Consider the following 25,873-nt stretch of genomic DNA (forward strand, 5'->3'; position numbering starts at 1 on the left):
CTCCTGGAAGGAACTGTTGTCATGGCTGGGAATGTCCGTCCGGTGGCCGACGAGCGCGACGGCCTGCTCGCTTTTCTCGCGCAGCAGCGTTATGTCCTGCGTCTCGCGGCCCGTGGTCTGACCGACGCGCAGGCGCGGCTGACGCCCACGCGGAGCGCGCTGAGCATCGGCGGGCTGATCAAACACGTGACGAGCACCGAGCGACGGTGGATGGCGGCGGTGCGCGGTTCCCCTGTGGACAGCGATGGCGTGGCGGATTTCGTTGTGGGTGAAGGGGAAACGCTGTCCGATGTGCTGACCGCGTACGACTCGGCGGCCAGGGAGACCGAGGAGATCGTCGCCGGGATCCCGGATGTCGGGCAGCCGGTGCGGGTGCCGTGGCTCCCGGACGAAGTGGACGCGTGGACGGTGCGGTGGGTGCTGCTGCACCTGATCGAGGAAACCGCGCGGCACGCCGGGCACGCGGACATCCTGCGCGAACACATCGACGGCGCGACCGCGGTGCCACTGATGGCCGCGGCGGAGGGATGGCCCGTCAGACCGTGGCTGACGCCCCGCGCCCCCAGCGGCTGACGACGCTGCTGCGGTTGCGCTCGCTGGCGATGCGCTCGCAACCGAGCGGTTGGCGGCGCCTGTTTCCGCCGCTTCGGTCGCAGGCCCCGCCGGGAGCAACGTGCACCCCTCCCGACACGAGCCCGCCGCACTCGCACGCAAGAACACGCCAGCCGCCCCGACGGATGCGCGCCGAGCGCCCCTTGAAACCCGTACGCGACCGCGGCCACGGATAACCCGTCGGGCCATGACCCGACACGATGCCCGGCACCCTCCCACGGAAGGCTGCCATCCCACGCAAGAGGGTCACGCAAGAACCGAGCCTCCCACCGCCAAGCCCAGGCCCGGGCTTCACGACCCGGTCCCGAGCCAACTCCAAAGGAGATCCCTTGAACCGCAACCCACACGCCAGCCACCCCACCGGACGCACTCCCCCGGGCGCGCCGAATACCCGCTGAAACCTAACGCGAGCGCGGCCACGGATAACCCGTCGGACCGTGACCCGACACGACGCCCTCCCACAGAAGGCCGCCGTCCCACACGAGAAGGCCACGCAAGAACTCGCCTTCCCACCACCGCGCCCAGTCCCGCGCTTCGCAAGCCGGTCCCGAACCAACGTCAAAGGAGACCCCTTGAACAACAACCCACACGCCAGCCACCCCGTCGGGCGCGCTCCCCCGGGCCGGGCGCGCCCGCGTCAGAAGAGGGTCGGCTGGACGTCCGCGCCTTCGATGATGAGCATCTGCCGCTTGGTCTCCACCCCACCGCGTGCGGAGAACCCACCCATGCGGCGCCCGGCGGCCAGCACCCGGTGGCACGGCACGACGATCGGGAAGGGGTTGTGTCCCAGCGCCTGGCCGACGGCCTGCGCCGAACCCGGCATGCCCAGCCGGTGGGCGATGTCGCCGTAGGTGAGGGTCCGTCCGGGCGGGATGTTCCGCGCGATCTCGTACACGCGGCGGTTGAACTCCGGCACGCCCTGGTAGTCGAGAACGATCCCGAGCAGGTCCCGGCGCTCGCCGCGCAGGAGTGCGGTGATCTCGTCGATGGCGGCCTGGATCTCGTCCGGCGGCGTCGACTCGGCGGCCTCGGGGAAGGCGGCCCGGAGGCGGGCCCGTGTGGTGGCGGGGGCGCCGTCGGGCAGGCGGACGCCGGTCACACCGTGCTCGCCCCAGGCGATGCCGCAGTGACCGATCGCGGTGTCGAAGAGCGCGTAACCCAGTGCTGTCATGGTGTCCCCTCAGGCCGGGAGGGCCTGTGCCTCCAGCGTCTCCTTGATGACCGCGGTGCCTTGCTCCATCAAAGCACCGGTGCGGGCCGCGAGGGTTCCGGGGAGGAGGTCGGCGACCCAGACGAACCGGGTCCGGCCCGGTCCGTCGGCGAACACCTGCGAGACGCCGTTGTGGTGGCTGTAGGGCCCGCCGACGACGGACCAGACGAGCCGGTGCGCGTCGTCGTCGAGGTCGACCAGCACCTCGCGCACGACGGTGCCGTCGAAGAAGGTGACGATCCGGTCCGTGCCGTCCAGGCGCGTGTCGGTGACGAAGCCGGGGGCGAGGCGTTCGTGCAGCGCGCCCCAGTCCCGGAGAGCTGCCCAGACCACGGCGAGAGGAGTGTCGATCAGGGTTTCCGTACGTATCGAAGCCATGCGGTCAGCGTGCCGCGCGGCCGGCCCGGGGTCTTGAAGATTCTTGCGCTGCCCGGCGGGTACCCGGCGTCATGGGCACACTGCGGGTCGGCGTGGTCGCGTCGTTCGACTTCACCAGGGACGACGAGATCCGCCGCTGGCTGCCCGACGGAGTCGAGCTGGAGGTGCGCCGGACGGCCGAGGCCCCGGCCGACGACAACCTGACGATGGTGTCCGCGCTGGCCGATCCTGCGTACCTGACGGCCTCGGTCCGCGCGCTGTGCGACACGGGCGCCGCGGCGATCGCCTACGCCTGCACGGCCTGCAGTTTCGTGGGCGGTGAGGCAGGCGAACGCGCCCTGCGGCAAGCCATGGAGGCCGCTGGCGCACCTCGGGCGCTGACCACGTCCGGCGCGGTCGTCGACGCACTGCGGAGCGTCGGCGCGTGGCGGTTGGCCGTGGTGCACCCGTACGCGCCCGCGGTGGGCCGGCGCCTGCACAAGTACCTGACGGCGCACGGGTTCGAGATCACCAGGATCACCGGTTTCGCCCTGGCGGTCGACGAGGTCCCCGACGTCCAGCCCGAGGAGGTGACGGACCTGATCCGCGAGGGCGACACCCCCACGGCCGACGCGGTGTTCGTGAGCTGCACCGGCCTGCCCACTTACGACGTGATCGCGCCGCTGGAGCGGGAGCTGGGCAAGCCCGTGGTCACCGCGAACCAAGCCACGATGTGGGCACTGCTCCACAGCATGGGCGAAAAGGCCCTCGGCCCGGGACAACACCTGCTGGCGAGCTGACCCCAGCCGACGGCGTAGCCCTGAGGCGCGCCGCCGGCCGCGCGCGAACGGCCGGGCGCAACAAAGTGCCACGACGTTGGGGGTAGAGCGTCGGGCACCGGGGCGGGAGGCTGCGAAGGCCGTGTGGTTCGGGCCGCAGAGCGCCGCGGGCCCGGCCCTTTGCACCGCGCAGTGCCCGGGCGCCGGGGCGGCTGGCGCCCTGAGCACCCGGGGCCCCGGGTGCCGGAGCGGCAGGGTGCCCAGCGGACGCCCGGGTGACTGAGCACAGGGAAGCCCCGGATGCCGCGGCCAGGGCCTAGGGTGCCTGGGCGCTGCGGTGCCTGGACCCTGCGGTGCCTGGGCCCTGCAGTGCAGGGGCCTTGCGGTGCCGGGGCGCCTGGGCGGTAGGGCGTCGACCTTCGCGGGGCGCGGCGCCAATGGCGTCGGAACTGCAGAGCGGCAGTGCCTCCAGCCTCGCGCGACGCGGCGCCAAGGGCGCCGGACATGTGCACCGGAGCGGCACAGCGTCCGGGCGTCGAGCCTCAGGGGCGCGGCGGCAAGGGCGCCGGGACAAGAACGCCCGCACCAAGGCGCCCGGAATTGTCGTACCTGCGGGGTACCGTCGCGCGCATGGTGGCCGTTCTCTCGATTGCCTCGCGCGCGGGTGTCGTGGTGCGGCTTGTGCGTTGTGGGGGCGGGCATCGCGGGTGGTCGGCTCCTGAGGGGCGCTCCTCGCCGGAACTGGTGCTCGTTCGGCGCGGCTGGTTCCGGCGCCGGACGTGCGCCGGGGTCTTCGAGGCCGATCCGGCCGTCGGCTACCTCTCGCTGCCCGACGAGGAAGAGACCTTCGCGCATCCCGGCGGCGGTGACGTGTGCACCGCCATCCAGTTCGCGCCCTCGCTGTGGGCCTCGCTCTTCGGGGAACACCGGCCGGCCACCCCGGCGGTCTACGTCGACGCCGCGCTCGAGTTCGCCCATCGGCGGTTCATCGCGTCGACCCGGCAGGCCGACCCCGACTACGCGTTGCCGGAAAGCCTGCTCGCCCTCACCCGGGCCGCCATCGGGCCCGCGCCCCACCTCGGCACCCAGGCCGCGCCTCACCCCGGCGCCCGCGTCACCGACCGGGACATCGTCGCCAGGGCGCGCATCGCCATCGTCGAACGGCACCTGGCCGCCGGCACCCTCCTCTCCCTCGCCGAACTGCTCCACGTCTCACCGTTCCGGCTCAGCCGCGCCTTCACCCGCGAGGTGGGCGTGCCCCTCACCCGCTACCGCAACCGGATCCGCGTCGGCCTGGTGCTGGAACGCCTCGAAGCCGGCGACACGGACCTGGCCGGACTCGCGGCCGACCTCGGCTTCGCCGACCAGGCCCACCTCACCCGCACCGTCAAGGAACACGTCGGCCACCCGCCGGCCGCCCTCCGGCGCCTGCTCGGAACCACCGGCGTGTGAAGCTCATCGCAGCTCCTTGGGCTGCCTCACGTCCTGGTGTCACGCTGGGTTTCCCAGATCCACGACCCGGGGACCCGACGAGGGCCTCGAGGGAAGGACGGTCGACGAAGATGTCCACCACCAGCGGCGAGACCGCGGCCCCGTACGGCTCCGGCCCGGCTTCCGGCGCCCCGGCCAAGAAGGTCCGCATCCCCCACCTGCAGGAACTCAAGCGCCGCGGCGAGCCGTGGCCCATGCTCACCACCTACGACATGTACACGGCCGAACTGTTCGACGAGGCCGGCATCCCGGTGCTCCTCGTCGGCGACTCGGCCGCCAACAACGTCTTCGGCTACGAGACCTCGCTCCCGGTGACCGTCGACGAACTGCTCCCCCTCGTCCGCGCCGTCACCCGCGCCGCGAAACGCGCGCTCGTCGTCGCGGACCTGCCGTTCGGCTCCTACCAGCTCTCCCCCGAACAGGCCCTCGCCACCGCCGTCCGCTTCATGAAGGAAGGCCGCGCGCACGCGGTCAAACTCGAAGGCGGCCGCCGGTTCGCGCCGCACGTCGAGGCCCTCACCGGCGCGGGCGTGCCGGTCATGGGCCACATCGGCTTCACCCCGCAGAGCGAGCACAACCTCGGCGGCTACCGGGTCCAGGGCCGCGGCGAGGCGGGCGCCGACCTGATCGCCGACGCGCTCGCGCTCCAGGAAGCCGGCGCGTTCGCCGTCGTCATGGAGATGGTGCCGGCCGAAGTCGCGAAGCAGGTCACGCACGAGCTGAAGATCCCGACGGTCGGCATCGGGGCCGGCCCGGACTGCGACGCCCAGGTGCTGGTGTGGCAGGACATGGCCGGCCTGCGCCGCGGCAAGGCGCCCCGCTTCGTCAAGCGGTACGCCGACCTCGCCGGTGCACTGTCCGGCGCCGCGGCCGCCTTCGCCGACGAAGTGCGCCGCGGCGAGTTCCCCGCGCCCGAGCACGCCTTCCACTGACGGCCCCTGCCGCCCGCCGTCCGCGGCGGGCGGCAGTCACGCCAGGAAATACGCGAGACTCCCCAATCCGGCGACCACGCAATAAATCGCGAACGGCGTCAACGTGCGGGTCTCGAAATAACGCGTCAGGAATCGCAGCGCCAGATAGGCGGCGACCCCGGCCACCACGCTGCCCACCAGTGCCGGACCGAGGGAGGCCTGGTTCGCCGGCGTGAACAGCGACGGCAGCTTCAGCACCCCCGCGGCCAGGATCACCGGCGTGGCCAGCAGGAACGCGAACCGCGCGGCGTCCTCGTGCGACAGACCCCGCCGCAGGCCGGCCACCATCGTGATGCCGGACCGGCTGATCCCGGGGAACAACGCGAGGATCTGCGCCGCCCCGATCAGCACCGCCTCACCGACGCCGAGCCGCGCCAGGCGGCGGTCGGCGGCCTCCTCGGCGCGGATGATCCGGATGGGCATCGTGATCTCCGCCGAGAAGTCCCGCGTCACCTCGGACGGCTCGGGCACCGGCGTGACCGGGACCGGCCGGCGGGAAGCACGCGCGGACCGCTCCACGGCCAGCAGCACGAGCCCGTTGAGCGCCAGGAACACCGCGGTCGGCACCGGCTTGCCGAGGAAGTCCCGCAACACGCCTTCCAGCAGCAACCCGGCCAGCCCGACCGGGATCGTCGCCAGCACCAGCAACCACGCCAGCCGCTGGTCGGGATCGGACACGCGGCGGTCACGCATCGAAGTCCACAACCCGCGCACGATGCGCGCCCAGTCCCGCCGGTAGAAGACCACCAGCGCCAGCGCGGTCGCGACGTGCATCGCGACCAGCACCGCCAGGTACGGCGACTCGCCGCCCATGCTCAGGTCCCGAGCCCAGGAACCGCCCAGCAACGCCGGGATGAGGATGCTGTGCCCGAGGCTGGACACCGGAAACAATTCCGACACGCCTTGCAAAGCGCCGACGACAATCGCCTCGAAATATGTCACAGCGGACATCGCGGACCTCTTTTCCGACCGCCGGAAACCGTCCGTCGAAAATACCTGAGGCGCTACAGCCGCCCGCCGCTGGCCGTGTCACCGGACAGCCGCTGCGCGAGGTACACCGGGACTGTCGACACCACGATCAGCACCGCGGCGACCACGTTGACCACCGGCGCCTGGTTGGGCCGGAACAGGTTGTCGAGGATCCAGATCGGCAGCGTCTGCAAGCCGGCACCGAGGGTGAACGTGGTCACGATGATCTCGTCGAACGACAACGCGAACGCCAGCAGCCCGCCCGCGAGCAGCGCCGACCGCAGCATCGGGAACGTGACCAGCCGGAACGTGGTGATCCCGTCCGCCCCGAGGTCCATCGACGCCTCTTCGAGGTTCCCGCCCATGCGCCGCAGCCGCGCGACGACGTTGTTGAACACCACGACGATGCAGAACGTGGCGTGCGCGACGATCGCGGTGAACAGGCCGAGGTCGACGCCCAGGATGGTGCGGAACGCGTTGTTCAGCGCGATTCCGGTGACGATCCCGGGCAGCGCGATCGGCAGGATGATCAGCAGCGACACCGTGTCCTTGCCGAAGAACCGGTACCGCTGCAGGGCGAACGCCGCCATCATGCCGAGCACCAGCGCGATCGCGGTGGCCGCCAGCCCCGCCTGCAGGCTGGTCCACAACGCCCGCAGCACACCCTCGTTCTGCGCAGCGCGGCCCCACCACTCGAGCGTGAACCCGGACGGCGGCCAGCCGAACGTGGTGTCGCTGTTGACCGAGTTCAGCAGCACCACCAGCAGCGGCACGTAGATCACGGCGAGCCCGAGCACCAGCGCGGCGAGCAGGACGTACTTGGTCTTCTTGGACAGCATCATCGGAAACCGCCTAGAGGTTGTCCAGCGCACCGGTCCGGCGCACCGCGGCGAGGTAGACGAGCATGATCACGACCGGCACCGTCGCGACCGTCGCCGCGAACGGGAGGTTGTTCGCCGCGCCGATGTTGTCGTAGACGACGTTGCCGAGCATCTGGCCGGCGCCGCCGACGATCTTGACGGTGATGTAGTCGCCCAGCGTCAGCGAGAACGTGAAGATCGACCCGGCCACGATCGCGGGGAACGTCAGCGGCAGCACCACCGAGCGGAACGTCCGCCACGACCGGCCGCCCAGGTCGCTCGACGCCTCGACCAGCGAGTTCGGCAGCCGGTCCAGTCCCGCGTAGATCGGCAGGATCATGTAGGGCAGCCACAGGTAGGACAGCGTGAGGATGGTGGCGGTCAGGCCGTAGCCGGGGGTGGCGCCGAAGAGCCACCCGACCAGCCCGTTGCCCGACAGCATGACCCGCCACGAGTACGCCTTGACGAGGTAGCTGGCCCACAGCGGCGTCATCACGGCGATCACCAGGATCCGCTGCGCCCGTGGCGAGGCGAACTTGGCCATGTAGAAGGCCATCGGGAAGGCGATGACCGCGTCGATCACCGTGACGGCCACCGCGATCCCGAGGGTGCGGAACGTGATCGTGCGGTAGACCTCGTCGGTGAACAGGGTGGCGAAGTTGTCCAGCGACCACTCGGTGACGACCTGGCCGGTGAACGTGTCGGTGTGCCAGAAGGCGGTGACGAACAACGCCGCCAGTGCGCCGAGGTAGGCCAGGCCCAGCCAGAGCAGTGGCGCGCTGAGCAGCATGCCCAGCCGCAACCTGGGTTTGCGGTAGAGGAATCCCGACACACTGGCGGCGATGCTCATGTCAGCCCTTGATCTCCGTCCACGCGCGAGTCCACTCGCCGTAGTCCTTGCACTTGACGTCGGTGCGGCCGTCGACGCACTGGGCGATCGGCGTGGTCCAGTACCAGATCTGGCCGGCGTAGGCGGCGTCACCGGCGTGGTAGGTCTCGCAGTGCTTGGCGTCCGCGGTCAGCGAGCAGGCCTTCGGGTTGGCCGGGGCCTCGCCGAAGTACTCGGCGACCTTCGCGTTGGCCTGAGGGCTGACGATGTGGTCGAGCCACTTGTAGGCGCAGGTCTTGTGCGGCGACTTGGTGGCCACCATCCAGGTGTCCGACCAGCCGGTGGCGCCCTCGACGGGCAGGGTCGACTCCAGCGGCGCGCCCTCGGACTTGGTCAGGTTGACCGTCACCTGCCACGCGGTGCCGATGACGGCGTCGCCGTTCTTCAGCGCCTGGCTTTCCTTGAGGTAGTCCGACCAGTACTCCGACACCAGCGGGCGCTGCTGCTTGAGCAGGTCGACCGCGGCCTGGAACTGCTTGTCGTCCAGTGCGTAGGGGTTCTTGATGCCCAGTTCCGGCTTGGTCTTCATCAGGTACAGCGCGGCGTCGGCGATGTAGATCGGCGAGTCGTACGCGGTGACCTTGCCCTTGTACGGGGAGTTCGCGTCGAACACCACGGACCACGAGGTGGGCGCGGGGCTGACCTTGTCGGTGCGGTAGGTCAGGACGTTGGCGCCCCAGCCGTGGGGCACGCCGTAGGAGACGTTGTTCACGCTGTTCCACGGCTTGTTCTTGAGGAAGTCGAAGACGTCGGCGTAGTTCGGGATGAGGCTGGTGTTGACCGGTTCGGTGTCGCCGGCGGCGATGAGCCGCAGCGAGGCGTCACCCGAGGCGGAGATGACGTCGTACTGGCCGGTCTTCATGAGGCTGACGGCCTCGTCGGAGGTGCCGAAGGTCTTGACGTTGACCTTGCACCCGGTGGCCTGCTCGAACGGGGTCACCCAGTCGACGTTGGGGTCGTTGGACCCGTTCTCCGCGTAACCGGGCCAGGCCAGGATGTTCAGCGCGCCCTCGGGCTGACCGAGCTGGGAGAGGGCTTCGAGCTTGGGCGGGGTGAAGCCCTGCCCGCCCGCGCTGGACGAGCTGGACGAAGTGCTCGACGTGCCGCAGGCCGCGACCGCGGTCCCCGCACACATCAGCCCCGCGATCAAGCGCAGGGTCCGGCTGTTGCGCATCTGGATGGCTCCTTCGGTTGGTTCTTACGGCAGCGCAGGCAACTTGCGCCGCCGCGGGTTTCGAGTCGGATCTGCCGCGCGAAGCGCGTCCGTTGAGGGTTGTGGCGGGTGACGGGCGGGCGGCCTCTCGCGAGGACAGCGCCGACGTGGTGAAGGGCGCTGCCGCGCGGAGCGCGTCCGCAGGGGTGGTGGTCGGGCCGGCGGGCGGGGTTTCATGAGGAGGCGATCCCACAGCGAGAGGCCGTCTCGAAGGGGGCCGCCACGCGAAGCGTGTCCGTTGACGGTGGTGGTGGGCAGGCGGGAGGGGCCGCTACATGCACCGCCACGCAGGCCGCTGCTCATGTGTCTTTGATGCGGAAGTTGTGCTCTTGCCGCCAACACAGGCGGACTCGGTTGTCGGCAAGTTCGAGGGGTGCGCCGGCGTTCTGCCGGACCACCGAGAGCTGCCCGCCGACGTCCAGCGCCACCACGTAGCGAACCGTGGCGCCGGCGTAGGAGGTGCTGGTCACCGTGCCCGTCGCGGAGATCTCGCCGACCGCGGCCGGCTGCGACAGGTCCGGATCGATGCGGATCTTTTCCGGCCGGATGCTGAACACGCCGCGCGTGCCGAGCACCGCCTCGGCGCTGTCGCCGGACAGCAGGTTCGACGTGCCGACGAACCCGGCGACGAACGCGGTCGCCGGCTCCTCGTACACCTCGCTCGGCGTGCCGACCTGTTCGATCCCGCCGGTGTTGAACACGGCGATCCGGTCGCTCATCGTCAGCGCCTCGTCCTGGTCGTGCGTCACGAAGATGAACGTGATGCCGACGTCGCGCTGGATCTGCTTCAGCTCGGTCTGCATGGCGTGCCGCAGTTTCAGGTCCAGCGCGCCGAGCGGTTCGTCGAGCAGCAGCACCTTGGGGCGGTTGACGAGCGCGCGGGCCAGTGCGACGCGTTGCCGCTGACCGCCGGAGAGCTGCGTGGGTTTGCGGCCCTCGAACCCTTCCAAGTGGACGGTCCGAAGCGCCTCGCGGGCGCGTTCCCGGCGTTGCGCGCGGGGCACCTTCTTGACCCGCAACCCGTACTCGACGTTCTGCTGCACCGTCATGTGCGGGAAGAGCGCGTAGTCCTGGAACACGGTGTTGACGTCCCGCTCGAACGGCGCCAGCCGGGTGACGTCGCGGCCGGCCAGTTCGACCGTCCCGGACGTGGGCAGCTCGAACCCGGCGATCATGCGCAGCACGGTCGTCTTGCCCGAGCCGGACGGGCCGAGCATCGAGAAGAACTCGCCCTGCGCGATGTCCAGGTCGACGCCCTCGACGGCGACCACCGAGCCGAACTCCTTGCGCAGGCCACGCAGCCGGATCGCGCTCGTGGTCTCCGCCGGGGCGGTCTTCTCGGCCAGTGCGGGAGCTTGGTTGGGCGACATGTCGATCACCAGGCCGTCATGACGTGCTTGACGCGGGTGTAGTCCTCGAGCCCGTACAGCGAGAGGTCCTTGCCGTAGCCGGACTTCTTGAACCCGCCGTGCGGCATCTCGGCCACCAGCGGGATGTGCGTGTTGATCCACACGCAGCCGAAGTCGAGCTTCGCGGACAGGCGCATCGCGCGGCGGTGGTCGGCGGTCCAGATCGACGACGCGAGCCCGTACTCGACACCGTTGGCGGCGGCCAGCGCCTCGTCGTCGCCGCTGAACCGCTGCACCGTGATGACCGGACCGAACACCTCGTTCTGCGAGATCTCGTCGTCCTGCCGGACCCCCGACACCACGGTGGGTTCGAAGAAGAAACCTTCGTCGCGGGCGCGCTTGCCGCCGGTGTGGACGGTCGCGTGCGCGGGCAGCCGTTCGATGAACCCGGCGACCTTCGCGAGGTGGGCGGCGCTGTTGAGCGGCCCGTAGAGCACGTCCGGGTCGTGCGGCAGTCCGGTCTTCGTCGCCTCCGCGTGCCGGGTCAGCGCGGCCACGAACTCGTCGTGCACGTCGTCGTGGACCAGCACGCGGGTGGCGGCCGTGCAGTCCTGGCCGGCGTTGAAGAACCCGGCGCCGGCGATGGTCTCGGCCGCGTCCTCGATGTCGGCGTCCGGGAAGACGATCACCGGCGCCTTGCCGCCCAGTTCCAGGTGGACGCGCTTGAGGTCGGCGGCCGCGGAGCCGGCGACCTCGATGCCTGCCCGGACCGAACCGGTGATCGACACCATCGCCGGGATGTCGTGCTCGACCAGCGCCCGGCCGGTCGCCCGGTCGCCGCAGACGACGTTGAGCACGCCCGGCGGCAGGAACTCCGCGGCGATCTCGGCGAGGAGCACAGTGGACGCCGGCGTCGTGTCGGACGGCTTGAGCACCACCGTGTTCCCGGCCGCCAGCGCCGGCGCGATCTTCCAGATCGCCATCATCAGCGGGTAGTTCCACGGCGTCACCTGGGCGCACACCCCGATCGGCTCGCGCCGGACGTAGGAGGTGTGCCCGGTGAGGTACTCGCCGGCGGCGCGGCCCTCCAGCGCGCGGGCGGCCCCGGCGAAGAACCGCAACTGGTCGACGAGCACCGGGATCTCCTCGGCCGTGGTCACGGCCAGCGGCTTGCCCGTGTTCGCCGACTCCACGCGGACGATCTCCTCGGCGCGGCGCTCGACGGCGTCGGCGATCTTCAGCAACGCGGCCTGGCGGTCGCCGGGCGTGGTCTCGCGCCACTGCTCGAAGGCCCGGGCCGCCGCACGCAGGGCGCGGTCCACGTCCTGCGCGCCGCCTACCGGCGCGGTGCAGTACGGCCGTCCGGTGACCGGATCGATGATCTCGGCGACGGCGCCGTCCGCGGAATCCGCGGGTTCGCCGTCGATGAAGTGCTTCAGCTGGTGCACGGGCAGGCTCCTGGCTCAGCGGGGACGGTGCGGGTCGGTACCCCGATGGCCGGAAAACATATAAGACCATATTTCATAGGACAAGTCTTTGAGGCAGGATTGTTCGCGGCGGTACCCGAAAGAAGGAGCCCGATGCGAAGGCCGTTGACGTCCCCCAGCGCGCGATCAGTCCTGTTCGCGCCCCTGGACCAGACCGGGCGGGCCGAGCTCGTCGCCCGGCGGCTGGTGGACGCGATCACGCTGGGTGTCCTCGCCGACCAGGAGCAACTGCCGAGCGAGGCCGAGCTCGCCGAGCAGTTCGGGGTGTCGACCGTGACCGTGCGGGAGGCGCTGGTGGCCCTGCGGCAGCAGGGTCTGGTGCAGACGAAAAGAGGCCGCGGTGGCGGCAGCTTCGTCTGCGCGCCGCCGGAGGAGAACGACGAGACGTGGCGGGCGCGCCTGCGCGAGGTCTCGCTCAGCGAGCTGCGGGACATCGGCGACGACTACGTGGCGATCGCGGGCGCCGCGGCCCGGCTGGCGGCCGAGCGCAGCTCCACCGAGGACATCGCGCGCCTCCAGCTCGCCGCCGAGGACATGGACGGCGCGGCCGGCACCGCGGCCGCCCGCGCCGAGCGGCAGTTCCACCTGGAGGTCGCCGCCGCGTCCCAGTCCCCGCGCCTCACGCACCAGGAGATCCGGCTGCAGAGCGAACAGGGCGCGCTGCTGTGGCTGCCGCTCGGGCACCACGATCCGGTGACGGCGTGCACTGAGCACCGGGCCATCGCCGCCGCGATCGCCCAGGCCGACGGCGAACTCGCCCGCAAGCTGACCGAGCAGCACATCCTGGACACCATCGACCGATTGGGTGAGGTGCATCTTGACCTACTCGGGTCCTAAGCTTCGACACCTCGACTACACCAGGGGCGGCAACGTGAACGACACGCTGGCCGGCGAGGACATCGCCGAAGAGGTGTCCGGCATCGTCGAGGGCGTCTTCGGGCGGCTCGCGCCCGCGGTCGCCGCGGCCACCGCGATCCTCGGCAGACCGGGCCCGGTCCGCGCCGCCGACCTGGACGCGCTGCGCCCGGACGTGCTCGCGGCGCTCGGCGAACGGGTGGTGGGCGCCGGTTTCATCGCCGCCCCGGACGCACTCGCCGACCAGCGCTTCGGCTTCGAATGGTGGACCTGCACACCGGGCGGGCCGCCCGCGCAGCTGTTCATCAGCCTCGACCCGGCCAGCGACCACTTCCTGGACTACACGCGGCAGTCGTGGTTCACCGTGCCGCGCGATTCCGGCCGCCGCCACATCACCGGGCCGTACGTCGACTACCTGTGCACCGACGAGTACACGCTGACCTTCACCGTCCCGGTGCTGCGCGACGGCGCGTTCGCCGGGGTCGTCGGCGCGGACGTGTTCGTGCACGAGTTCGAGCGGCTGCTGCTGCCGAAGCTGCGGCGCGTCGACGGACGGGCGGCGGTGATCAACGCGCAGGGCCGCGTGATCGCCGCCAACACCGCCCGTCAGGCGACCGGTTCGCTGGTGCGGGATCCGGACATCGCGTCCTGGTGGAACGGCGGCGCGCAGCCGGTGCACGACGCGGACACGGTGCTGCTGCGCTGCGGGGACGCGCCGATCGCGCTGCTGGTCACCAGGCGCTGAACGCCGCAGACAGCTCGCGGTGGGCGTCCACGAGGGACGGTCCGTACCAGGTCAGGTAACGGCCGGAGACCAGCACGTACGGCACGTCCGGGAACGCCTCGGGGCCGTCGATGTCGGTGAACAGGTACGGCTCGTCGGGCAGCACCAGCAGGTCGGCGCCGTCGGCGAACCGCGCCCGCAGCTCGTCGATCTTCGGGCGCGGGTACCGGTCTTCGTGGTCGGCGTAGACGTTGGCGACCCCGAGGCGGTGCAGCAGGTCGCCGCCGAACGTGTCCCGGCCGAGCACGATCCACGGCTTGCGCCACACCGGAATCACGGCACGCACGCGCTCGGGAGCCGCCTCCCGCCACAGCTCCTCGGCGGTCACCAGCCAGTCCGGTTCGGACACCTCGAACGCCTGGGTCAGCAGGCGGCGCAGCGACGCCAGCGCGTGCGGAACGGTCGCCGGCGCCTCCATCACCCACACCGGAATGCCGTTGGCGCGCAGGCGTTCCACGTCCTCCGGCCGGTTTTCCTCGGAGTTGGCGAGCACCAGGTCCGGACGCAGCGCGAGGACGTCGTCGACCTTCGGGTACTTCGAGCCGCCCACCCGCGACACCTGGAGGCTGTCCGGGTGGGTGCAGTAGTCGGTGGCGCCGGCGATGCGGCCCGGCACGGTCGCCTCGACCGCTTCCGTCAGCGCCGGGACCAGCGAGACCACGCGCTGGGGCGCGCCACGCAGCGGCACGTCCTCGCCGAGGTCGTCGAACAGCGTCATCGGTCTCCTTCGAGGTGTTCCAGCAGGACGTCGCCGTGGCAGGGTTCCGGCGCGCACCAGCAGCCCAGCGCCCGGCCGGACAGCTCGCCGAGCCGGTCCAGCAGGTCCGGCCGCCCGTCCAGGTACTCGCGGTAGTGCCGCACCATGGCGGCGCGGTCGGTCTTGCCCTCCTTGACGAACGGGTTCGCGAAGTCGGACTCCGGCCAGGAGTGCCGGTTGCCCCGGTGCCCGATGTAGGTGATCAGGTCGTTCTCCACGAGCCACGGCACGAGGTGCTTGTGCGGCCCCGATTTCCGCACGTTGACGACCACCGCGTGGCCGTCGCGCACGCGCTGCGCCAGCTCGCGTTCCTCGTCGGTCCAGTCGCTCATGCCCGCTCGAACGACACCTTCCGCTTGTCGACGTCCACCGCGGTCAGCCGGACGCTGATGCGGCGGCCCTCCGGCAGGTTCTCCCCCGCGCACCGCGCCATCACCGGCGGATCGGCCAGCAGGATCTCCGCGCGGTTCTCCTCCGCCCGCAGGACGACCGCCTCGAAGGTCTCGCCGACGCGGTCGGCCAGCATCCACGCCTCGACCTGGTCCAGGCAGGCCTTCTCGACCCGTGCGGCGAGCAGGTCCGACGCGTTCATCAGACCGGGCAGCTCGGTCAGCGCGGCGCGGGCCCACGCGGGAACCGGCTCGCCGGCGTTGACGGCCAGGCAGACCTCGGTGGCGAAGCGGTCGGCCAGTCGCCGGATGGGCGCGGTGACGTGCGCGTACGGGGCGCCGATGCCGGCGTGCGTGACGACCTCGGGCAGTTCGCCGTCGAAGGTGGTGTAGCCGGCGCCGCGCAGCAGGCGGGTGGTGTCGGTGTAGAAGGCCATCGACTCCGGCTGGGCGGGGTCGAGCCCGGCGAGCAGCTCGGCGACGCTCGTCCCGGCGGGCCAGTCGATGCCCAGCGCGCGGGCCGCGCCGCGCAGCCACTGGAGCGTCTCGGCGTCCGGCTCGGGCAGGGTGCGCAGCAGGCCGATCTTCGCGTCGATCATCATCCGCGCCGCGGCCATTCCGGTGAGCAGGGAGATCTCGGCGTTCCAGGCCTCGAGTCTCGTGCGCGGCCGCATGCCGAGCACCCAGTCGCCGCCGTTCGCGCCGATGATCCGGTCCGGCAGCTGCGGTTCGACCGCGCCACGGCGCACCGCCAGTTCACGGCGGAGCGTGCCCAGCTCGGGCAGGGCGGCGATCGACGGGTGCGGCGCGGCCGGGTCCTCGGTCGCGTAGTCGAGTTGGTCGGTGGAGCGGACGAGCGCGCGGCGCACGGTGGCGTGCGTGAGTTCGCCGTCGCGGTCGAGGTCGAGGGTCCACAGCACGGCGGGCCGGACCTCGCGCGGCAGCAGGCTCGCCGCGCCCTCGGACAGCACCGGCGGGTGCAGCGGCACGGTGCCGTCGGGCAGGTAGAGGGTCTGGCCGCGGCGGCGGGCCTCCCGGTCGATCGGGCCGCCCGGCGCGACGAACGCGGCGAGGTCGGCGATCGCGTAGTGCACGAGGAAGCCGCCGAACCGCCGCTCGATGAGGACGGCCTGGTCGAGGTCCTTCGCGCCCGGCGGATCGAGCGTGACCAGGGGCAGGTCGGTGGCGTCGGCGCGGTCGGCGGCCAGTCCGGACGGATCCATCACGACGCCCTCGGCCTCGGCCAGTACGGCCGGGTCGAAGTCCTCCGGCAGCTCGAACTCGGCGCGCAGCCGGGCGAAGCCGCCGTCCGCCGAGTTCGTGCTGGTCACGACGTGGGGCACACCTAGACCCTAACCCGGTATGGCCGTTCCGGTCGCCCGTTCGGGGTTGAGCCGGACGGGTGTATCTTGCCCGCACACCGTCGAAAAGCGATATCGTTTTCATCTATATGAAGGGTGCGCACACTGTGAAAGTCGCCTTTGTCGGCAAGGGCGGAAGCGGGAAGACGACGCTGACCTCGCTGTTCGCCGCTTATCTCTCCGGTTCCGGCCACCCCGTACTGGCCATCGACGCCGACATCAACCAGCACCTCGCCGTCGCGCTGGGCGCGTCCGCGGAGGAGGCGGCCGCGCTGCCGACGCTCGGCGAGCACCTCCCCCTGATCAAGGACTGGCTGCGCGGCGACAACCCGCGGATCACCAGCGCCGAGGCGATGATCAAGACGACGCCGCCGGGGCGCGGGTCGCGGCTGGTGCGGCCGTTCGAGGACAACCCGGTCTTCGCGGCGTGCTTCCGCGACGTCGCCGGGGTGCGGCTGGGCGTGACCGGGCAGTTCACCGAGGACGACCTCGGGGTGGCCTGCTACCACTCGAAGGTCGGCGCGGCGGAGCTGCTGTTGAACCACCTGGTCGACGACGCGGGCGAGTACGTCGTGATGGACATGACCGCGGGCGCCGACGCGTTCGCCTCCGGCCTGTTCACCCGCTTCGACGTGACGTTCCTGGTGTGCGAGCCGACGCTGCGCAGCGTCGGCGTGTACCGGCAGTACGCCGAGTACGCGCGTGACTTCGGCGTGCGGCTCGCGGTGGTCGGGAACAAGGTCACCGACGACGAGGACGTCGAGTTCCTGCGCGAGCAGCTGGGTTCGGACCTGCTGTGTTGGCTGTCCGGGTCGTCGCACGTGCGCGCCGCCGAACGCGGCCGGGCGCGGCCGATCACCGCGCTGGAGCCGCACAATCTGGACGCCCTCGCCACCATCCAGTCCACTGTGGATGCCACGCCGCGGGACTGGGCGAAGTTCCACCGCCAGGCCGTCGAGTTCCACCTGCGCAACGCCCGGTCGTGGGGCAACGAGCGCGCGGGACAGGACCTGGCCGAGCAAGTGGACCCCGAGTTCGTGCCCGGCCCGCCAGCGCTGGCCGGGGCGTAGGAAGAAATCGAAAGGAGCACGATGTCCCTCGATGTACCCGCCGACCTGCTCGCCCGCGCCGAATCCGGTGAGGTGAGCGACGCCGAGTTCGTCGCCTGCGTGCGCGACTCGCTGCCCTACGCGTGGCAGGTGATCAGCGAAGTGGCCGCGGACCTCGAGGGCGGCGCCGCCGACTTCGCCGACCACGCGACCCCGCCGCCGAGCGAGAAGGAGCGGGGCCAGCTGCTGCGGGCGCTGGCTTCGGACGCGATCCGCGGCGGGCTGGAGCGGCACTTCGGCATGAAGCTGGCGTTCCAGAACTGCCACCGGGTCGCGGCCTTCCGCCCGGCCGCCGTGGACAGCGACGCGTACCGGGAGTTCATCTCGCCGGCCGGCCAGCTGCGCAACCAGAGCCCCGCACTGCGCGACTGCTGAGGTTTGTTCGAGAAGGGCCCCGGACCGGTCGCGGTCCGGGGCCCTGTCACGTCAGCGCCACTTGGCGTCTTCCTCGTCGGCCTTCTTGGTGCGCTCACGGGCGATCTCGAGCGCGCGCTTGGCCGTGGCCTCGTCGGGGTAGGGGCCGAGGAGGTCGATGGACCGCGACCGCTCGAGGTGCTCGACCTCGCCGGTGCGGGTGTTGTAGTACCAGCCCTGGTCCGGGTTCGGGTCCTTGCTCTTCGCCATAGAGCGAGCTTCGCACCCGGCGGCGGGCGGCGCCAGCGGCACCGCGCCGGTCAGGGGCGGTAGCGGTACGGCAGCTCCGTCGGCTGGCCGGTCGGGCCGAACTCGTGCTCCGGGTTGTCCGGCTCGAACCAGTCGCGGTTCACCTGCGGCGTGCCGCGCGGCGGCGTCGGCTCCGGGTCGGTGGGCCGGGTGAGCGGGATGCCGGCCGCCGGGGTCGGCTGGGGTTGCGGGGGCAGCGGCTCGGTGAACCGGGGCGGCTCCTCCGGGGGCTCCATCGCGCGCCAGGCCTGCGGGTTCGTCACCCGCTGCGGCTGCTCGGGCGGCGTGCCCGGCATCGCGGCTCCAGCCGGGGCAGCGGCCGGACCGGTCTCGGGCGCGGCGGGGCCGCTTCCAGGCGACGTGCCCTGGCCCGGTGCCGCGCCTCCCGCCGGCGCCACAGCCGGGCCAGTTCCAGGCGACGTGCCCTGGCCAGGCTGCGCACCTCCTGCCGGAACAGCGGCCGGGCCGGGCACCGCGCCTCCAGTCGGAGCGGCCGAACCGGCTTCGGCCGGGCCCGTTCCGGGCGGTGTGCGTGGCGCGGCGAGCTTCTTCGGCGGCTCCGGCAGCGGCGGCACCTCCGGCGACGGCGTGGTCGGCGTGGTCCGCCACACCGGCGCGGGCGGGATGATCATCGGGGCGGCGCGGGGGACGTCCGCGTCCGGGGTGGGCGCCGCCGCGTCCCGGCGGGCCTGTCCGCGCGGCGGGATCGGGTCGAGGCAGGGCACCAGGACGGTCGTGTTCTCCGGCTCCTCGACCTTCCGCCCGCTGCGCTCGCGGTAGACCATGTCGCCGTCGGCGTCGATCTCGACCAGGTAGCCGACCTCGGCGAGCTGCTCCTCGTCCAGGTCGACGAGCTTCTCGTAGCGCGACGGCACGGTGCGGTAGACCGGCCACGACAGCGTCCGGTGCGTCTGGTGGAACTGCGACAGCAACCCGGCCATCTGCTGCTGCCATGGCAGCGACATCGACTCCGCCAGCGAACGCGGCAGCACGACGTAACCCTCGTCCACACCCGGCAACCCCTGCGACAGGTAGTCGGCCAGGGGCGTGCTCGACGCGGGCGGGCCCGGCCGCGGCGGGGGCGGCGGGGCGCCGAACAGGTCGTTGAGTTGCGCCGGCTTCTTGTTGCGCTTACCGAACTTCTTCGCCACGGGGCACCACCTTCTACACGCCGGGCCGGACTGCCTGCGGCACAAGCTCGTCTTCGTTCCAGGAGACCTTCCGGGTGTGCACCGGCACGCCGGTCTGCTGGGCCTCCACGATCTTCCCGTCGCCAAGGTACATCGCGACGTGGTGGATGGTCGCCGGGTTCGACGGGTCGTACGCCCAGAAGAGCAGGTCACCGGGCTGGGCGTCACGCACCGGAAGCATCGCGCCGTTCTTGTACTGGTCCCGCGACACCCGGCTGAGCGTGATGCCCGCCGCCTCGTAGGCGCGCAGCATCAGTCCGGAGCAGTCGTAGGAGTTCGGCCCGGTCGCGCCCCACACGTACGGCTTGCCCTGCTCCCCCAGCGCGAACTGGATCGCGGCGGCCGCGGCGTTGTTGGGCGGCAGCACCAGGCCCGCGCTCTGACCGCAGCCGACCATGTCCGCGACCTGGCCCAGGTTCTCCACCAGGTGGGCCGCCATCTGCTCCCACTTGTGGTAGCGCTCGGGGAACGCCGACCGCTCCACGTCCTGCGCCGACGCGCCGGGACGCTGCTTGTCCCAGTCCGGCACGGTGAGCAGGACGTTGTAGAACTTGTTGATCTGGTACGGGATGTCCTGCAGCTGCGCGGGCGTGCCCCAGCCCATCGACGGGCGCATCTGGAAGATGCCCAGCGAGTCGCGGTCGCCGTAGTTCAGGTTCCGCATGCCGGACTCGGTCATGCCGGCCTGGATCGCGATCTGCCACGCGCGCGGGGAAAGGCCGCGCTGCTTGCCGATCTCGATGATCTGGCTGATGATGTAGCGCTGCTCGTCGTTGAGCTTCGCGGCCTGCGCGGCGCCGTGGTCGGTGCCCGGCACGCTCGGGCCGATCGCCGCGTCGCAGCTGACGTTGGTGTAGGCGGCCTGCATCTGGGCCTGCTGCTGGTCGCTGACGACCTTCGTCACGACACCGACGGTCGCGACCCCGGCGAAGAGAACGGCGACGAGAACGCCGACGAGGACACCCAGCCGCATGGGTCAGCTCGCCTGGTCGTAGCCGGTGACGAGCCAGCCGGACGGGGTCTTCGCGACGGTGATCGACAGCTGCGGGCCGTCGGTCGGCACGAGCACCTCGACGGAACTGGTGTAGGACTTCGTGACGGTGGGTTCGCCGGTGACCCTGGTGGCCGGGATGTTCGCCGGGTCCACAGTGGACATCTCCGGCAGGTACTCCTCCGTCGTGAGTGGACGGAGGCCCTCCAGCCATTGCGCGTTGGTCATGCCTGCCGGGTGGGTGGCCCACGCGGTGGCCCACTGCTTCGCGGTCTGCAGGGCCGCCGGGTCCGGCGCCGCGGAGGTCGGCTGCAGCAGCGGCGCGGTGAGCCGGGTCGACATCGGGGCGGGCGAGGAGCCCGCGCTGGTCGGGCTGCTGCTGGCGCCGGGGTCCTGGATGCGGACCGGCGTCGGCCCGGAGCGGTTCGGGTTGCCCAGGAGCTGCGGCACGACGATGCCGATGGCCACGATCAGCGCGATCACCGCGACGGCGGTGCCGACGAGGTGGGCGGGCGAGCGCAGCGGGAAACCCCAGATGCGGCGGTAGACGGCGGCGCGGCCGCGGTTGGTCCGGATCGGCATCTACATCACCGCACGATCCGGTCGGTGTCACGGGAGTCGTCGCGCACCTCGAGCCCGCGCGAAGGCCGGTACAGCACGTGGACCGGCTTGCCGCCGACGAGTTCCTGCCCGGCGCGGCGCGGTTCCGGCCGCTGGGCGGGGGTGGCGCTCATGCCCGGCCGCGAGATGCGCGACGGGACGACGACGGGGTCGGGTTCGTCCCAGCCGCGGTCGTAGACGGGCGAGGTGTCGACGCGGCGGCTGGGCCGCTGCGCGACCGGCGGCATCCAGCCGTCCGCGCGGCGGGTGGTGCCGGGCGGGGCGGAGTAGACGAACGCGTCCGGGTCCGCGCCTTCCGGTGCGTAGCCGGCGTACGCGGGCTGGTGGCCGCCACCGGCGGGCAGGCCCGGCCTGGTGTGCCCGGGCAAGGCGGGCCCACCGCCGGGCCAAGGCGCGCCGGACCAGGCGGCGGCGGGGCGGGCGGCCATGGCGCCGGCGCCGTCGAGACGCTGGGCCGTGGCGAAGACGGTCGCCTCGGGACGCCCACGGCCCGCCGACCCGGTCGGGCTGGCGACCTCGCTCTCCTCGCCCTCGCGGACGCTCTCCCAGAACTCGTCCTGCGGCGTCGGCCCCTGCTTCTTCCGGAAGCGGCTGAACAGGCCGCCACTCGGGGCCGGAATGGAGGACCCGACCATGCCGACGGACATCTCGACCATCTGCCACAGGCGGCGAACCGGCCTGCCGACGAGGAACAGCAGGATCGTGACGAGACCCGCCAGGATCATCTGCGTCAGGATGGACAACCGGGCGGCCGGCGAGAAGATGGCCTGCAGCAGCAACGCGTGCACACCGGCCAGGACCGACAGCACCAGGAGGTTGAAGCCGACGCCACCGAGCACCCGCGCAACGCGGCGCAGGAGGTCGTGGTGCAGCATCGCGATCAGGCCGATCAGCGGTGCGGTCAGCACGAACAGCCGGATGATCACCTGGGCCAGGAGCACCGAAGCCTTCGCCAGCAGCTGGAACAACGCGTAGGCGAGGCTCTGCCCCAGCGCGAGGAAACCGGAGCCGGTGCGGCTGCCGCCTTCCCCGGTGAAGTACGGGGTGGCGGGGCCGAGCTGGGTCGCGATGTTCTTGTAGGCGGCCTTCTTCGCGTCGACCACGCTCTGGTTCGCGTCGTCGCCGTTGTTGAGCTGGTTCCAGGTGAACGCCTGGGCATCGAGCAGCGGCCGGCCGAACTGCTGCGCCTGCGGGGAGTCCGGCGATCCGAACTCGCCCCGCAGCCAGTTGTTGTAGACGACCTGCGTGTGCAACTCCGTCGGCAGGATCTCCCACGGGTACTGCCCGGAGGAGTCGTCGATGAATCCCGCCTGGATGTTCGTCGTCGTGTCGACGATCGCCTTGTCGAGTGGATCGAGGTAACGCAACATCGCCAGCGAGGAAGCGGCGAGCCAGACCGCGGCCAGCGCGTACAGGCCCCGCTTGCTCAGCGCCGCCAGGTCACCCCGCCAGATGTTCCGGAACATCATGATCGCGAGCAGGAGCGCGACGAGCCCGAACAGCTGCGCGTAGATGTTGTTGTAGACCTTCTCCGCCCCGGCCTTCACGGCACCGTAGATCGGGTCGAGCAACCCACCCTGCAGGATCGTGTAGTGGAGCGAGTTCGTGGCGCCGACCAGGTTCTTGCCGACGTTGAACGCCTGGTTCCCGGCCCACGTGTCGATGGTCGTGTTCGGGCTCGTGATCCCCGACAACGGTCCGCAGTCCGTCTGGTAGACGTGCCAGACCATCCCTGCGTAGCTGTAGTCGAGGTAGGCGCTGCCCGCCAGGCCGTGGCTACGGGACTGGTCCAGCGCGCCGACGAGGCCCGAGCCCGGTCGCTCCGGGATCGGAGCGTCACCACACGCCGCTGCTGAGGCGGATGGCGCCATCACCGTCGTCTGGAAGCCCATCAGCAGTGCGACCGCCACGACGGCCGCCCAGCGGGACGGTCTCTTTCGCCGGCTGCCGCGGTTCTTCAAGCCCCTCCGCAGCGCGTGCCAGCCACCGGCCAGCGCTAGCACGCTCAGGATCGTCACGAGCGTCATGCGGCGTCCCAGCCGCCGCGCTTGCCCGCACCGGCTCGTTCGCCCTCGGCGGAGCCACCGGAGCCACCGGAGCCCGCCGCGCCCGCCGAGCCGCCGGAGCTCCCGGAGCCCGGCACGTCCTCGGCCAGGATCTGCTCCTCCGTCAGCCCCAGATCGCGCTCGGCGGCCAGCTCCAGGTCCGGCTCGAGCTCGTCGTCCGGTGGCGGGGCCGCCACGTGCTGGCGCGGCGGCTCCGCGTCCCGGGCGTGCGTGTCCGCGGGCAGGGCGTCCTTCGAGCCCGGCGTCGTGTCCAGCGACGCGCGCAGGTGGGCCAGGTGCGGCCCGGAGAAGTCCACCCGGATCCGCTCCACGCCACCGGCGCCGTCGCCGAAGATGAACTGCCTCGGCTCGCGGTCGCGCTCCAGGCCGCGCTGCGCGCCGGGCCGCCTGCCCAGCGACGCGACCACCTGCTCGTACCCGACCCCGACCGGCACCTTCAGCAACCGCAGCGCGTCGGCCTGCGCCTCGTCGTCGTCCAGGCGCCCGACGAACACCGAGTCGAGCAGCGCGACGAAACCCTGGATCTTCAGGAAGTCCGCCGGGATCTGCGAGGACAACAGCACCCGGACGTTCCACTTCCGCGAGTCACGCGCGAACCGGTTCATCAGCACGCGACCGGTCGGCACCTCGGACAGGAAGAACGCCTCGTCGATCCACACGCCCTTGCGCAGGTCCTTCGGCTTCTCGTACACCGACCGCTGCGTCAGCCACGCCGCCAGGTTCAGCATCTCGACACCGAGCGCCTCGGCGTCGGTCCAGTGCTCGCGGCCGACGCCGTCCTTGGGCAGCGTCAGCCCGGCCATCGTCAGGACCGTCAGCCGGTCGTCCCGCGTCTCCGAGTACGGGTCGGCGTCGTTCTCGGGGATCAGCAGCGACATGCGCTCGCGCATCTCGTCCAGGAAGTCCGCCACCACGACCGCGTGCTCGTGGTGCTCGCTGGAGTCCCGGCGCAGCGCGTCGATCACCTGGCCGGGGTCGGCGTCGTACCGGCCGCCGACGGCCCGCACCGCCCGCAGCAGCACGATCCGGCTCTGCGGCATCCGCGCGACCTCGTACGGCAGCACACCGGTGAGCACGTCCAGCACGAGCCGCCGCCGGGTCGCGCCGGCCAGCGCCCGCTCGCGCCGCCACGCCCGCTCCGGGTCCTCCTCGTCCATGAAGTGCTCGAGCAGCGGCTCGGCCACCACCCGGTACGGGTTCAGGATGCCGGGTTGTGCATTCAGCAAGTTGATGGGCCGCGCGTACGGCCGGATCTCCGGCAGGTCGCACAACCGGGACAGCGGGCCGGACGGGTCCAGCAGCGTCCAGTGCGCCCCGGCCCGCAGCGTCTTGTAGACGATGCCGCCGCCGAGGAACGACTTGCCGCCACCGAGACCGGCGACCATCGCGGTCAGACCGGAGCCGTCCCGGATCTCCTGCGCCATCCACGGGTCCCAGGCGACCGGGCGCCGGGTGGCGGTGACCGTCTCGCCGAGCAGGATGCCCCGCCGGTCGCCGACCTCGGCCGTCGCCGTCGGCACCGCCGCCGCGGCCCACACCACCGAACCGCGGCGCATGTACGCCGACGAGGACAGCGGCTCGCCCGGGATGAACTCCCGCGCCAGCGCGTACTGCGCCTCCGGGTGCTCGATCGCGATCTTCGGCTTGTACAGGTCGAGCAGCTGCTGGGCCAGCCGCAGCGCCTCGCGCTCGCTGTCACCGGACACCGCCAGCCGCCACCACGACCGCACGCGCGTGGCCAGCGCGGTGAAGCCCGACGTCATCTCGTCGTCGATCTCCAGCACGCGGGTCGCCTGCCGCGCCAGCGACTGCGGCGGCTCCAGCTCGTGCTCGTCGGTGTAGTGCTTGACCTGCGAGCGCACCTTGTTCATCTGGCGCTGCAGCTCGCCGGCCACCTCCTCGGGGCGGCGCACGTAAATGCGGGCCGACCACTCCACCGAGGCGGGCAGCCGGTCCGCGTGCTGCACCCACGGGTCGTCGACCTCGGGGATCTGCAGGCCGTGCATCTGGCCGACGGTCAGCACCGCGAGGTGCCGTTGCACCCCGGCGTTCGACCCGGTGCGGCCGCGCACGGTGAGCGTCGGCGCGTACGGCTCGGCGTGGAAGTCCGCCGCGTCGGTGAAGCTGGCCAGGTCCTCCGGCTCCCACGCCGCGCCGGGCACGGCGGGCAGGTGCCGTGGCGCGGGCAGGCCGAGCGAGCACGAGCGGTGCATCAGCCAGGACATCTCCTCGGCGTGCACCGGGCGGCCCTCCAGGCCGGACGATCCGATCACCTGGTCCAGGTGCTCGACCTCGGAGTCCAGCGCGGCCAGCTCGGCGTCGACGGCCTCGGGCAGGATGCGGCGCAGCAGCGGGGCGGCGCGCTCGACCGCGCGGTCGACGACCCGCCTGGTCTGCACCTGCACCCCGATGTAGACCTCTTTTTCGGCCATCGACCGGCCGAGGAGCTGCTGCTGCTCGCCGATCAGGTAGTCGTCGAACGACAGCGCGCCGGGCACGTCCGGCGGGCGGCGGATGGCGTTGTGGACGTGCGCCTCGGCCCACATCCGGATCGGGTACGGGCGGGTGGTGACGCGCAGGTGCAGCCAGCGGCCCTGCAGCTCGGCGTACTGGCCGGCGATCGCGGCGATCAGGTCGCGCCGCTGCGAGTCCGACCGGAACGACCACCGCTGCGGCGCCAGCCGGTACCAGGCGTAGACCTCGTTCTCGGTGCGCACCAGGTGCCCGTCGATGGTTCGCAGGGAGATCGACGGGGTATAGCTGGGAATCGCCTGCTCACCGGGGAGCCGGCGGCCCTGCTTGCCGGGGGCGCGACCCGGCTGCGGCGGCCACTGCGCAGCCCCGCTCGGGTCGGACTTCCCGGCCTTCCGGCGTCCGCCGCTTCCGAACAACCCCTACCT

At 71.6% G+C, this 25,873-nt stretch carries 25 protein-coding genes; 8 read left to right on the top strand and 17 right to left on the bottom strand.

The genetic code is table 11. The annotated features are described in order from the left end of the window. Positions 1-21: 21 nt before the first annotated feature. A complete protein-coding gene (locus L2C96_RS22435; protein ID WP_237337631.1) occupies positions 22-573 on the top strand; it encodes a DinB family protein in 552 nt (183 codons plus the stop codon). A gap of 676 nt (positions 574-1,249) precedes the next feature. Here the strand turns inward: L2C96_RS22435 and L2C96_RS22440 are convergent. Then, positions 1,250-1,783, bottom strand: coding sequence for a methylated-DNA--[protein]-cysteine S-methyltransferase (locus tag L2C96_RS22440; protein ID WP_237337632.1), 534 nt, complete (start codon positions 1,781-1,783; stop codon positions 1,250-1,252). Positions 1,784-1,792: 9 nt separating this feature from the next. Further along, the gene (locus L2C96_RS22445; RefSeq protein WP_237337633.1) at positions 1,793-2,200 is read right to left on the bottom strand and encodes an SRPBCC family protein; all 408 of its coding nucleotides are present in this window, start codon (positions 2,198-2,200) and stop codon (positions 1,793-1,795) included. Between the two features lie 71 nt (positions 2,201-2,271). Between L2C96_RS22445 and L2C96_RS22450 the strand changes: the two genes are divergently transcribed. The 3 genes from L2C96_RS22450 (at position 2,272) to panB (ending at position 5,381) form a co-directional block, all read left to right on the top strand. Beyond that, entirely contained in the window at positions 2,272-2,979 is a 708-nt protein-coding gene (locus L2C96_RS22450) for a maleate cis-trans isomerase family protein (protein ID WP_237337634.1), read from the top strand. Positions 2,980-3,702: 723 nt separating this feature from the next. Further along, positions 3,703-4,410 carry a helix-turn-helix domain-containing protein gene (locus L2C96_RS22455; RefSeq protein ID WP_237337635.1) on the top strand — a complete coding sequence of 236 codons (708 nt, stop codon included), beginning with the start codon at positions 3,703-3,705 and terminating at the stop codon, positions 4,408-4,410. A gap of 110 nt (positions 4,411-4,520) precedes the next feature. Further along, entirely contained in the window at positions 4,521-5,381 is an 861-nt protein-coding gene (gene panB / locus L2C96_RS22460; protein WP_017987043.1) for a 3-methyl-2-oxobutanoate hydroxymethyltransferase, read from the top strand. Between the two features lie 36 nt (positions 5,382-5,417). On the opposite strand, the gene L2C96_RS22465 is transcribed toward panB, so the two are convergent. From L2C96_RS22465 to L2C96_RS22490, 6 genes are all read right to left on the bottom strand, one after another. Then, on the bottom strand, positions 5,418-6,371 hold the full coding sequence (locus L2C96_RS22465; RefSeq protein ID WP_237337636.1) for an undecaprenyl-diphosphate phosphatase: 954 nt from the start codon (positions 6,369-6,371) through the stop codon (positions 5,418-5,420). Between the two features lie 53 nt (positions 6,372-6,424). Beyond that, positions 6,425-7,231, bottom strand: coding sequence for an ABC transporter permease (locus tag L2C96_RS22470; protein ID WP_017987041.1), 807 nt, complete (start codon positions 7,229-7,231; stop codon positions 6,425-6,427). 10 nt (positions 7,232-7,241) lie between these two features. Next, positions 7,242-8,099, bottom strand: coding sequence for an ABC transporter permease (locus L2C96_RS22475; RefSeq protein WP_027932298.1), 858 nt, complete (start codon positions 8,097-8,099; stop codon positions 7,242-7,244). A gap of 1 nt (position 8,100) precedes the next feature. After that, positions 8,101-9,312: an ABC transporter substrate-binding protein gene (locus tag L2C96_RS22480; RefSeq protein ID WP_020419709.1), complete on the bottom strand. Its 1,212-nt coding sequence runs from the start codon at positions 9,310-9,312 to the stop codon at positions 8,101-8,103. Positions 9,313-9,650: 338 nt separating this feature from the next. After that, a complete protein-coding gene (locus L2C96_RS22485) occupies positions 9,651-10,721 on the bottom strand; it encodes an ABC transporter ATP-binding protein (RefSeq protein ID WP_237337637.1) in 1,071 nt (356 codons plus the stop codon). 5 nt (positions 10,722-10,726) lie between these two features. Continuing rightward, positions 10,727-12,148 (bottom strand): gamma-aminobutyraldehyde dehydrogenase, encoded by a 1,422-nt coding sequence (locus L2C96_RS22490; protein ID WP_237337638.1) that lies wholly within the window; start codon positions 12,146-12,148, stop codon positions 10,727-10,729. A gap of 132 nt (positions 12,149-12,280) precedes the next feature. Between L2C96_RS22490 and L2C96_RS22495 the strand changes: the two genes are divergently transcribed. Next, positions 12,281-13,024 (top strand): FadR/GntR family transcriptional regulator, encoded by a 744-nt coding sequence (locus tag L2C96_RS22495; RefSeq protein WP_027932302.1) that lies wholly within the window; start codon positions 12,281-12,283, stop codon positions 13,022-13,024. 34 nt (positions 13,025-13,058) lie between these two features. Beyond that, positions 13,059-13,787, top strand: a complete 729-nt coding sequence (locus L2C96_RS22500) for a cache domain-containing protein (protein WP_123683775.1) — start codon at positions 13,059-13,061, stop codon at positions 13,785-13,787. Here L2C96_RS22500 and L2C96_RS22505 read toward each other — a convergent pair. The 3 genes from L2C96_RS22505 to L2C96_RS22515 are packed head-to-tail and all read right to left on the bottom strand — an operon-like array spanning position 13,774 to position 16,315. Continuing rightward, positions 13,774-14,544 carry a helical backbone metal receptor gene (locus tag L2C96_RS22505; protein WP_020419714.1) on the bottom strand — a complete coding sequence of 257 codons (771 nt, stop codon included), beginning with the start codon at positions 14,542-14,544 and terminating at the stop codon, positions 13,774-13,776. The two genes, L2C96_RS22500 and L2C96_RS22505, sit on opposite strands and share 14 nt — an antisense overlap. Continuing rightward, the gene (locus L2C96_RS22510; RefSeq protein WP_020419715.1) at positions 14,541-14,915 is read right to left on the bottom strand and encodes a DUF4326 domain-containing protein; all 375 of its coding nucleotides are present in this window, start codon (positions 14,913-14,915) and stop codon (positions 14,541-14,543) included. The genes L2C96_RS22505 and L2C96_RS22510 overlap by 4 nt, the downstream gene beginning before the upstream one ends. Next, positions 14,912-16,315 carry an RNB domain-containing ribonuclease gene (locus tag L2C96_RS22515; RefSeq protein ID WP_237337639.1) on the bottom strand — a complete coding sequence of 468 codons (1,404 nt, stop codon included), beginning with the start codon at positions 16,313-16,315 and terminating at the stop codon, positions 14,912-14,914. The genes L2C96_RS22510 and L2C96_RS22515 overlap by 4 nt, the downstream gene beginning before the upstream one ends. Before the next feature lie 125 nt (positions 16,316-16,440). Here L2C96_RS22515 and L2C96_RS22520 point away from each other — a divergent pair, with 125 nt between their 5' ends. Together L2C96_RS22520 and L2C96_RS22525 are read left to right on the top strand one after the other, a co-directional pair. Further along, a complete protein-coding gene (locus L2C96_RS22520; protein ID WP_237337640.1) occupies positions 16,441-17,403 on the top strand; it encodes an ATP-binding protein in 963 nt (320 codons plus the stop codon). 21 nt (positions 17,404-17,424) lie between these two features. Continuing rightward, a complete protein-coding gene (locus L2C96_RS22525) occupies positions 17,425-17,817 on the top strand; it encodes an SCO5389 family protein (RefSeq protein ID WP_017987030.1) in 393 nt (130 codons plus the stop codon). Between the two features lie 51 nt (positions 17,818-17,868). Here the strand turns inward: L2C96_RS22525 and L2C96_RS22530 are convergent, their stop codons facing one another. From L2C96_RS22530 to L2C96_RS22555, 6 genes are read right to left on the bottom strand one after another with little or no spacing between them, the layout of a single operon-like run. Further along, positions 17,869-18,066 (bottom strand): hypothetical protein, encoded by a 198-nt coding sequence (locus tag L2C96_RS22530; RefSeq protein WP_017987029.1) that lies wholly within the window; start codon positions 18,064-18,066, stop codon positions 17,869-17,871. Positions 18,067-18,116: 50 nt separating this feature from the next. Next, positions 18,117-19,256: a hypothetical protein gene (locus tag L2C96_RS22535; protein WP_237337641.1), complete on the bottom strand. Its 1,140-nt coding sequence runs from the start codon at positions 19,254-19,256 to the stop codon at positions 18,117-18,119. Positions 19,257-19,269: 13 nt separating this feature from the next. After that, complete coding sequence (locus L2C96_RS22540; RefSeq protein ID WP_237337642.1) at positions 19,270-20,268, bottom strand: C40 family peptidase; 999 nt, start codon at positions 20,266-20,268, stop codon at positions 19,270-19,272. A 3-nt stretch (positions 20,269-20,271) separates the two neighbouring features. Then, a complete protein-coding gene (locus L2C96_RS22545; RefSeq protein ID WP_020419720.1) occupies positions 20,272-20,868 on the bottom strand; it encodes a hypothetical protein in 597 nt (198 codons plus the stop codon). A gap of 5 nt (positions 20,869-20,873) precedes the next feature. Next, the gene (locus tag L2C96_RS22550; protein ID WP_020419721.1) at positions 20,874-22,934 is read right to left on the bottom strand and encodes a hypothetical protein; all 2,061 of its coding nucleotides are present in this window, start codon (positions 22,932-22,934) and stop codon (positions 20,874-20,876) included. After that, positions 22,931-25,864 carry an ATP-binding protein gene (locus L2C96_RS22555; RefSeq protein WP_237337643.1) on the bottom strand — a complete coding sequence of 978 codons (2,934 nt, stop codon included), beginning with the start codon at positions 25,862-25,864 and terminating at the stop codon, positions 22,931-22,933. The genes L2C96_RS22550 and L2C96_RS22555 overlap by 4 nt, the downstream gene beginning before the upstream one ends. Between the last annotated feature and the right edge of the window lie 9 nt (positions 25,865-25,873).

Source organism: Amycolatopsis tucumanensis (genome assembly GCF_021654135.1).
Lineage (GTDB): Bacteria > Actinomycetota > Actinomycetes > Mycobacteriales > Pseudonocardiaceae > Amycolatopsis_E > Amycolatopsis_E tucumanensis.

Bases quoted from the DNA above. Each gene is read 5' to 3' on its own strand.
- L2C96_RS22435 (WP_237337631.1), top strand. From the start codon at position 22: ATGGCTGGGAATGTCCGTCCGGTGGCCGACGAGCGCGACGGCCTGCTC.
- L2C96_RS22440 (WP_237337632.1), bottom strand. From the start codon at position 1,783: ATGACAGCACTGGGTTACGCGCTCTTCGACACCGCGATCGGTCACTGC.
- L2C96_RS22445 (WP_237337633.1), bottom strand. From the start codon at position 2,200: ATGGCTTCGATACGTACGGAAACCCTGATCGACACTCCTCTCGCCGTG.
- L2C96_RS22450 (WP_237337634.1), top strand. From the start codon at position 2,272: ATGGGCACACTGCGGGTCGGCGTGGTCGCGTCGTTCGACTTCACCAGG.
- panB (WP_017987043.1), top strand. From the start codon at position 4,521: ATGTCCACCACCAGCGGCGAGACCGCGGCCCCGTACGGCTCCGGCCCG.
- L2C96_RS22465 (WP_237337636.1), bottom strand. From the start codon at position 6,371: ATGTCCGCTGTGACATATTTCGAGGCGATTGTCGTCGGCGCTTTGCAA.
- L2C96_RS22470 (WP_017987041.1), bottom strand. From the start codon at position 7,231: ATGATGCTGTCCAAGAAGACCAAGTACGTCCTGCTCGCCGCGCTGGTG.
- L2C96_RS22475 (WP_027932298.1), bottom strand. From the start codon at position 8,099: ATGAGCATCGCCGCCAGTGTGTCGGGATTCCTCTACCGCAAACCCAGG.
- L2C96_RS22480 (WP_020419709.1), bottom strand. From the start codon at position 9,312: ATGCGCAACAGCCGGACCCTGCGCTTGATCGCGGGGCTGATGTGTGCG.
- L2C96_RS22485 (WP_237337637.1), bottom strand. From the start codon at position 10,721: ATGTCGCCCAACCAAGCTCCCGCACTGGCCGAGAAGACCGCCCCGGCG.
- L2C96_RS22495 (WP_027932302.1), top strand. From the start codon at position 12,281: ATGCGAAGGCCGTTGACGTCCCCCAGCGCGCGATCAGTCCTGTTCGCG.
- L2C96_RS22505 (WP_020419714.1), bottom strand. From the start codon at position 14,544: ATGACGCTGTTCGACGACCTCGGCGAGGACGTGCCGCTGCGTGGCGCG.
- L2C96_RS22510 (WP_020419715.1), bottom strand. From the start codon at position 14,915: ATGAGCGACTGGACCGACGAGGAACGCGAGCTGGCGCAGCGCGTGCGC.
- L2C96_RS22525 (WP_017987030.1), top strand. From the start codon at position 17,425: ATGTCCCTCGATGTACCCGCCGACCTGCTCGCCCGCGCCGAATCCGGT.
- L2C96_RS22530 (WP_017987029.1), bottom strand. From the start codon at position 18,066: ATGGCGAAGAGCAAGGACCCGAACCCGGACCAGGGCTGGTACTACAAC.
- L2C96_RS22540 (WP_237337642.1), bottom strand. From the start codon at position 20,268: ATGCGGCTGGGTGTCCTCGTCGGCGTTCTCGTCGCCGTTCTCTTCGCC.
- L2C96_RS22545 (WP_020419720.1), bottom strand. From the start codon at position 20,868: ATGCCGATCCGGACCAACCGCGGCCGCGCCGCCGTCTACCGCCGCATC.
- L2C96_RS22550 (WP_020419721.1), bottom strand. From the start codon at position 22,934: ATGACGCTCGTGACGATCCTGAGCGTGCTAGCGCTGGCCGGTGGCTGG.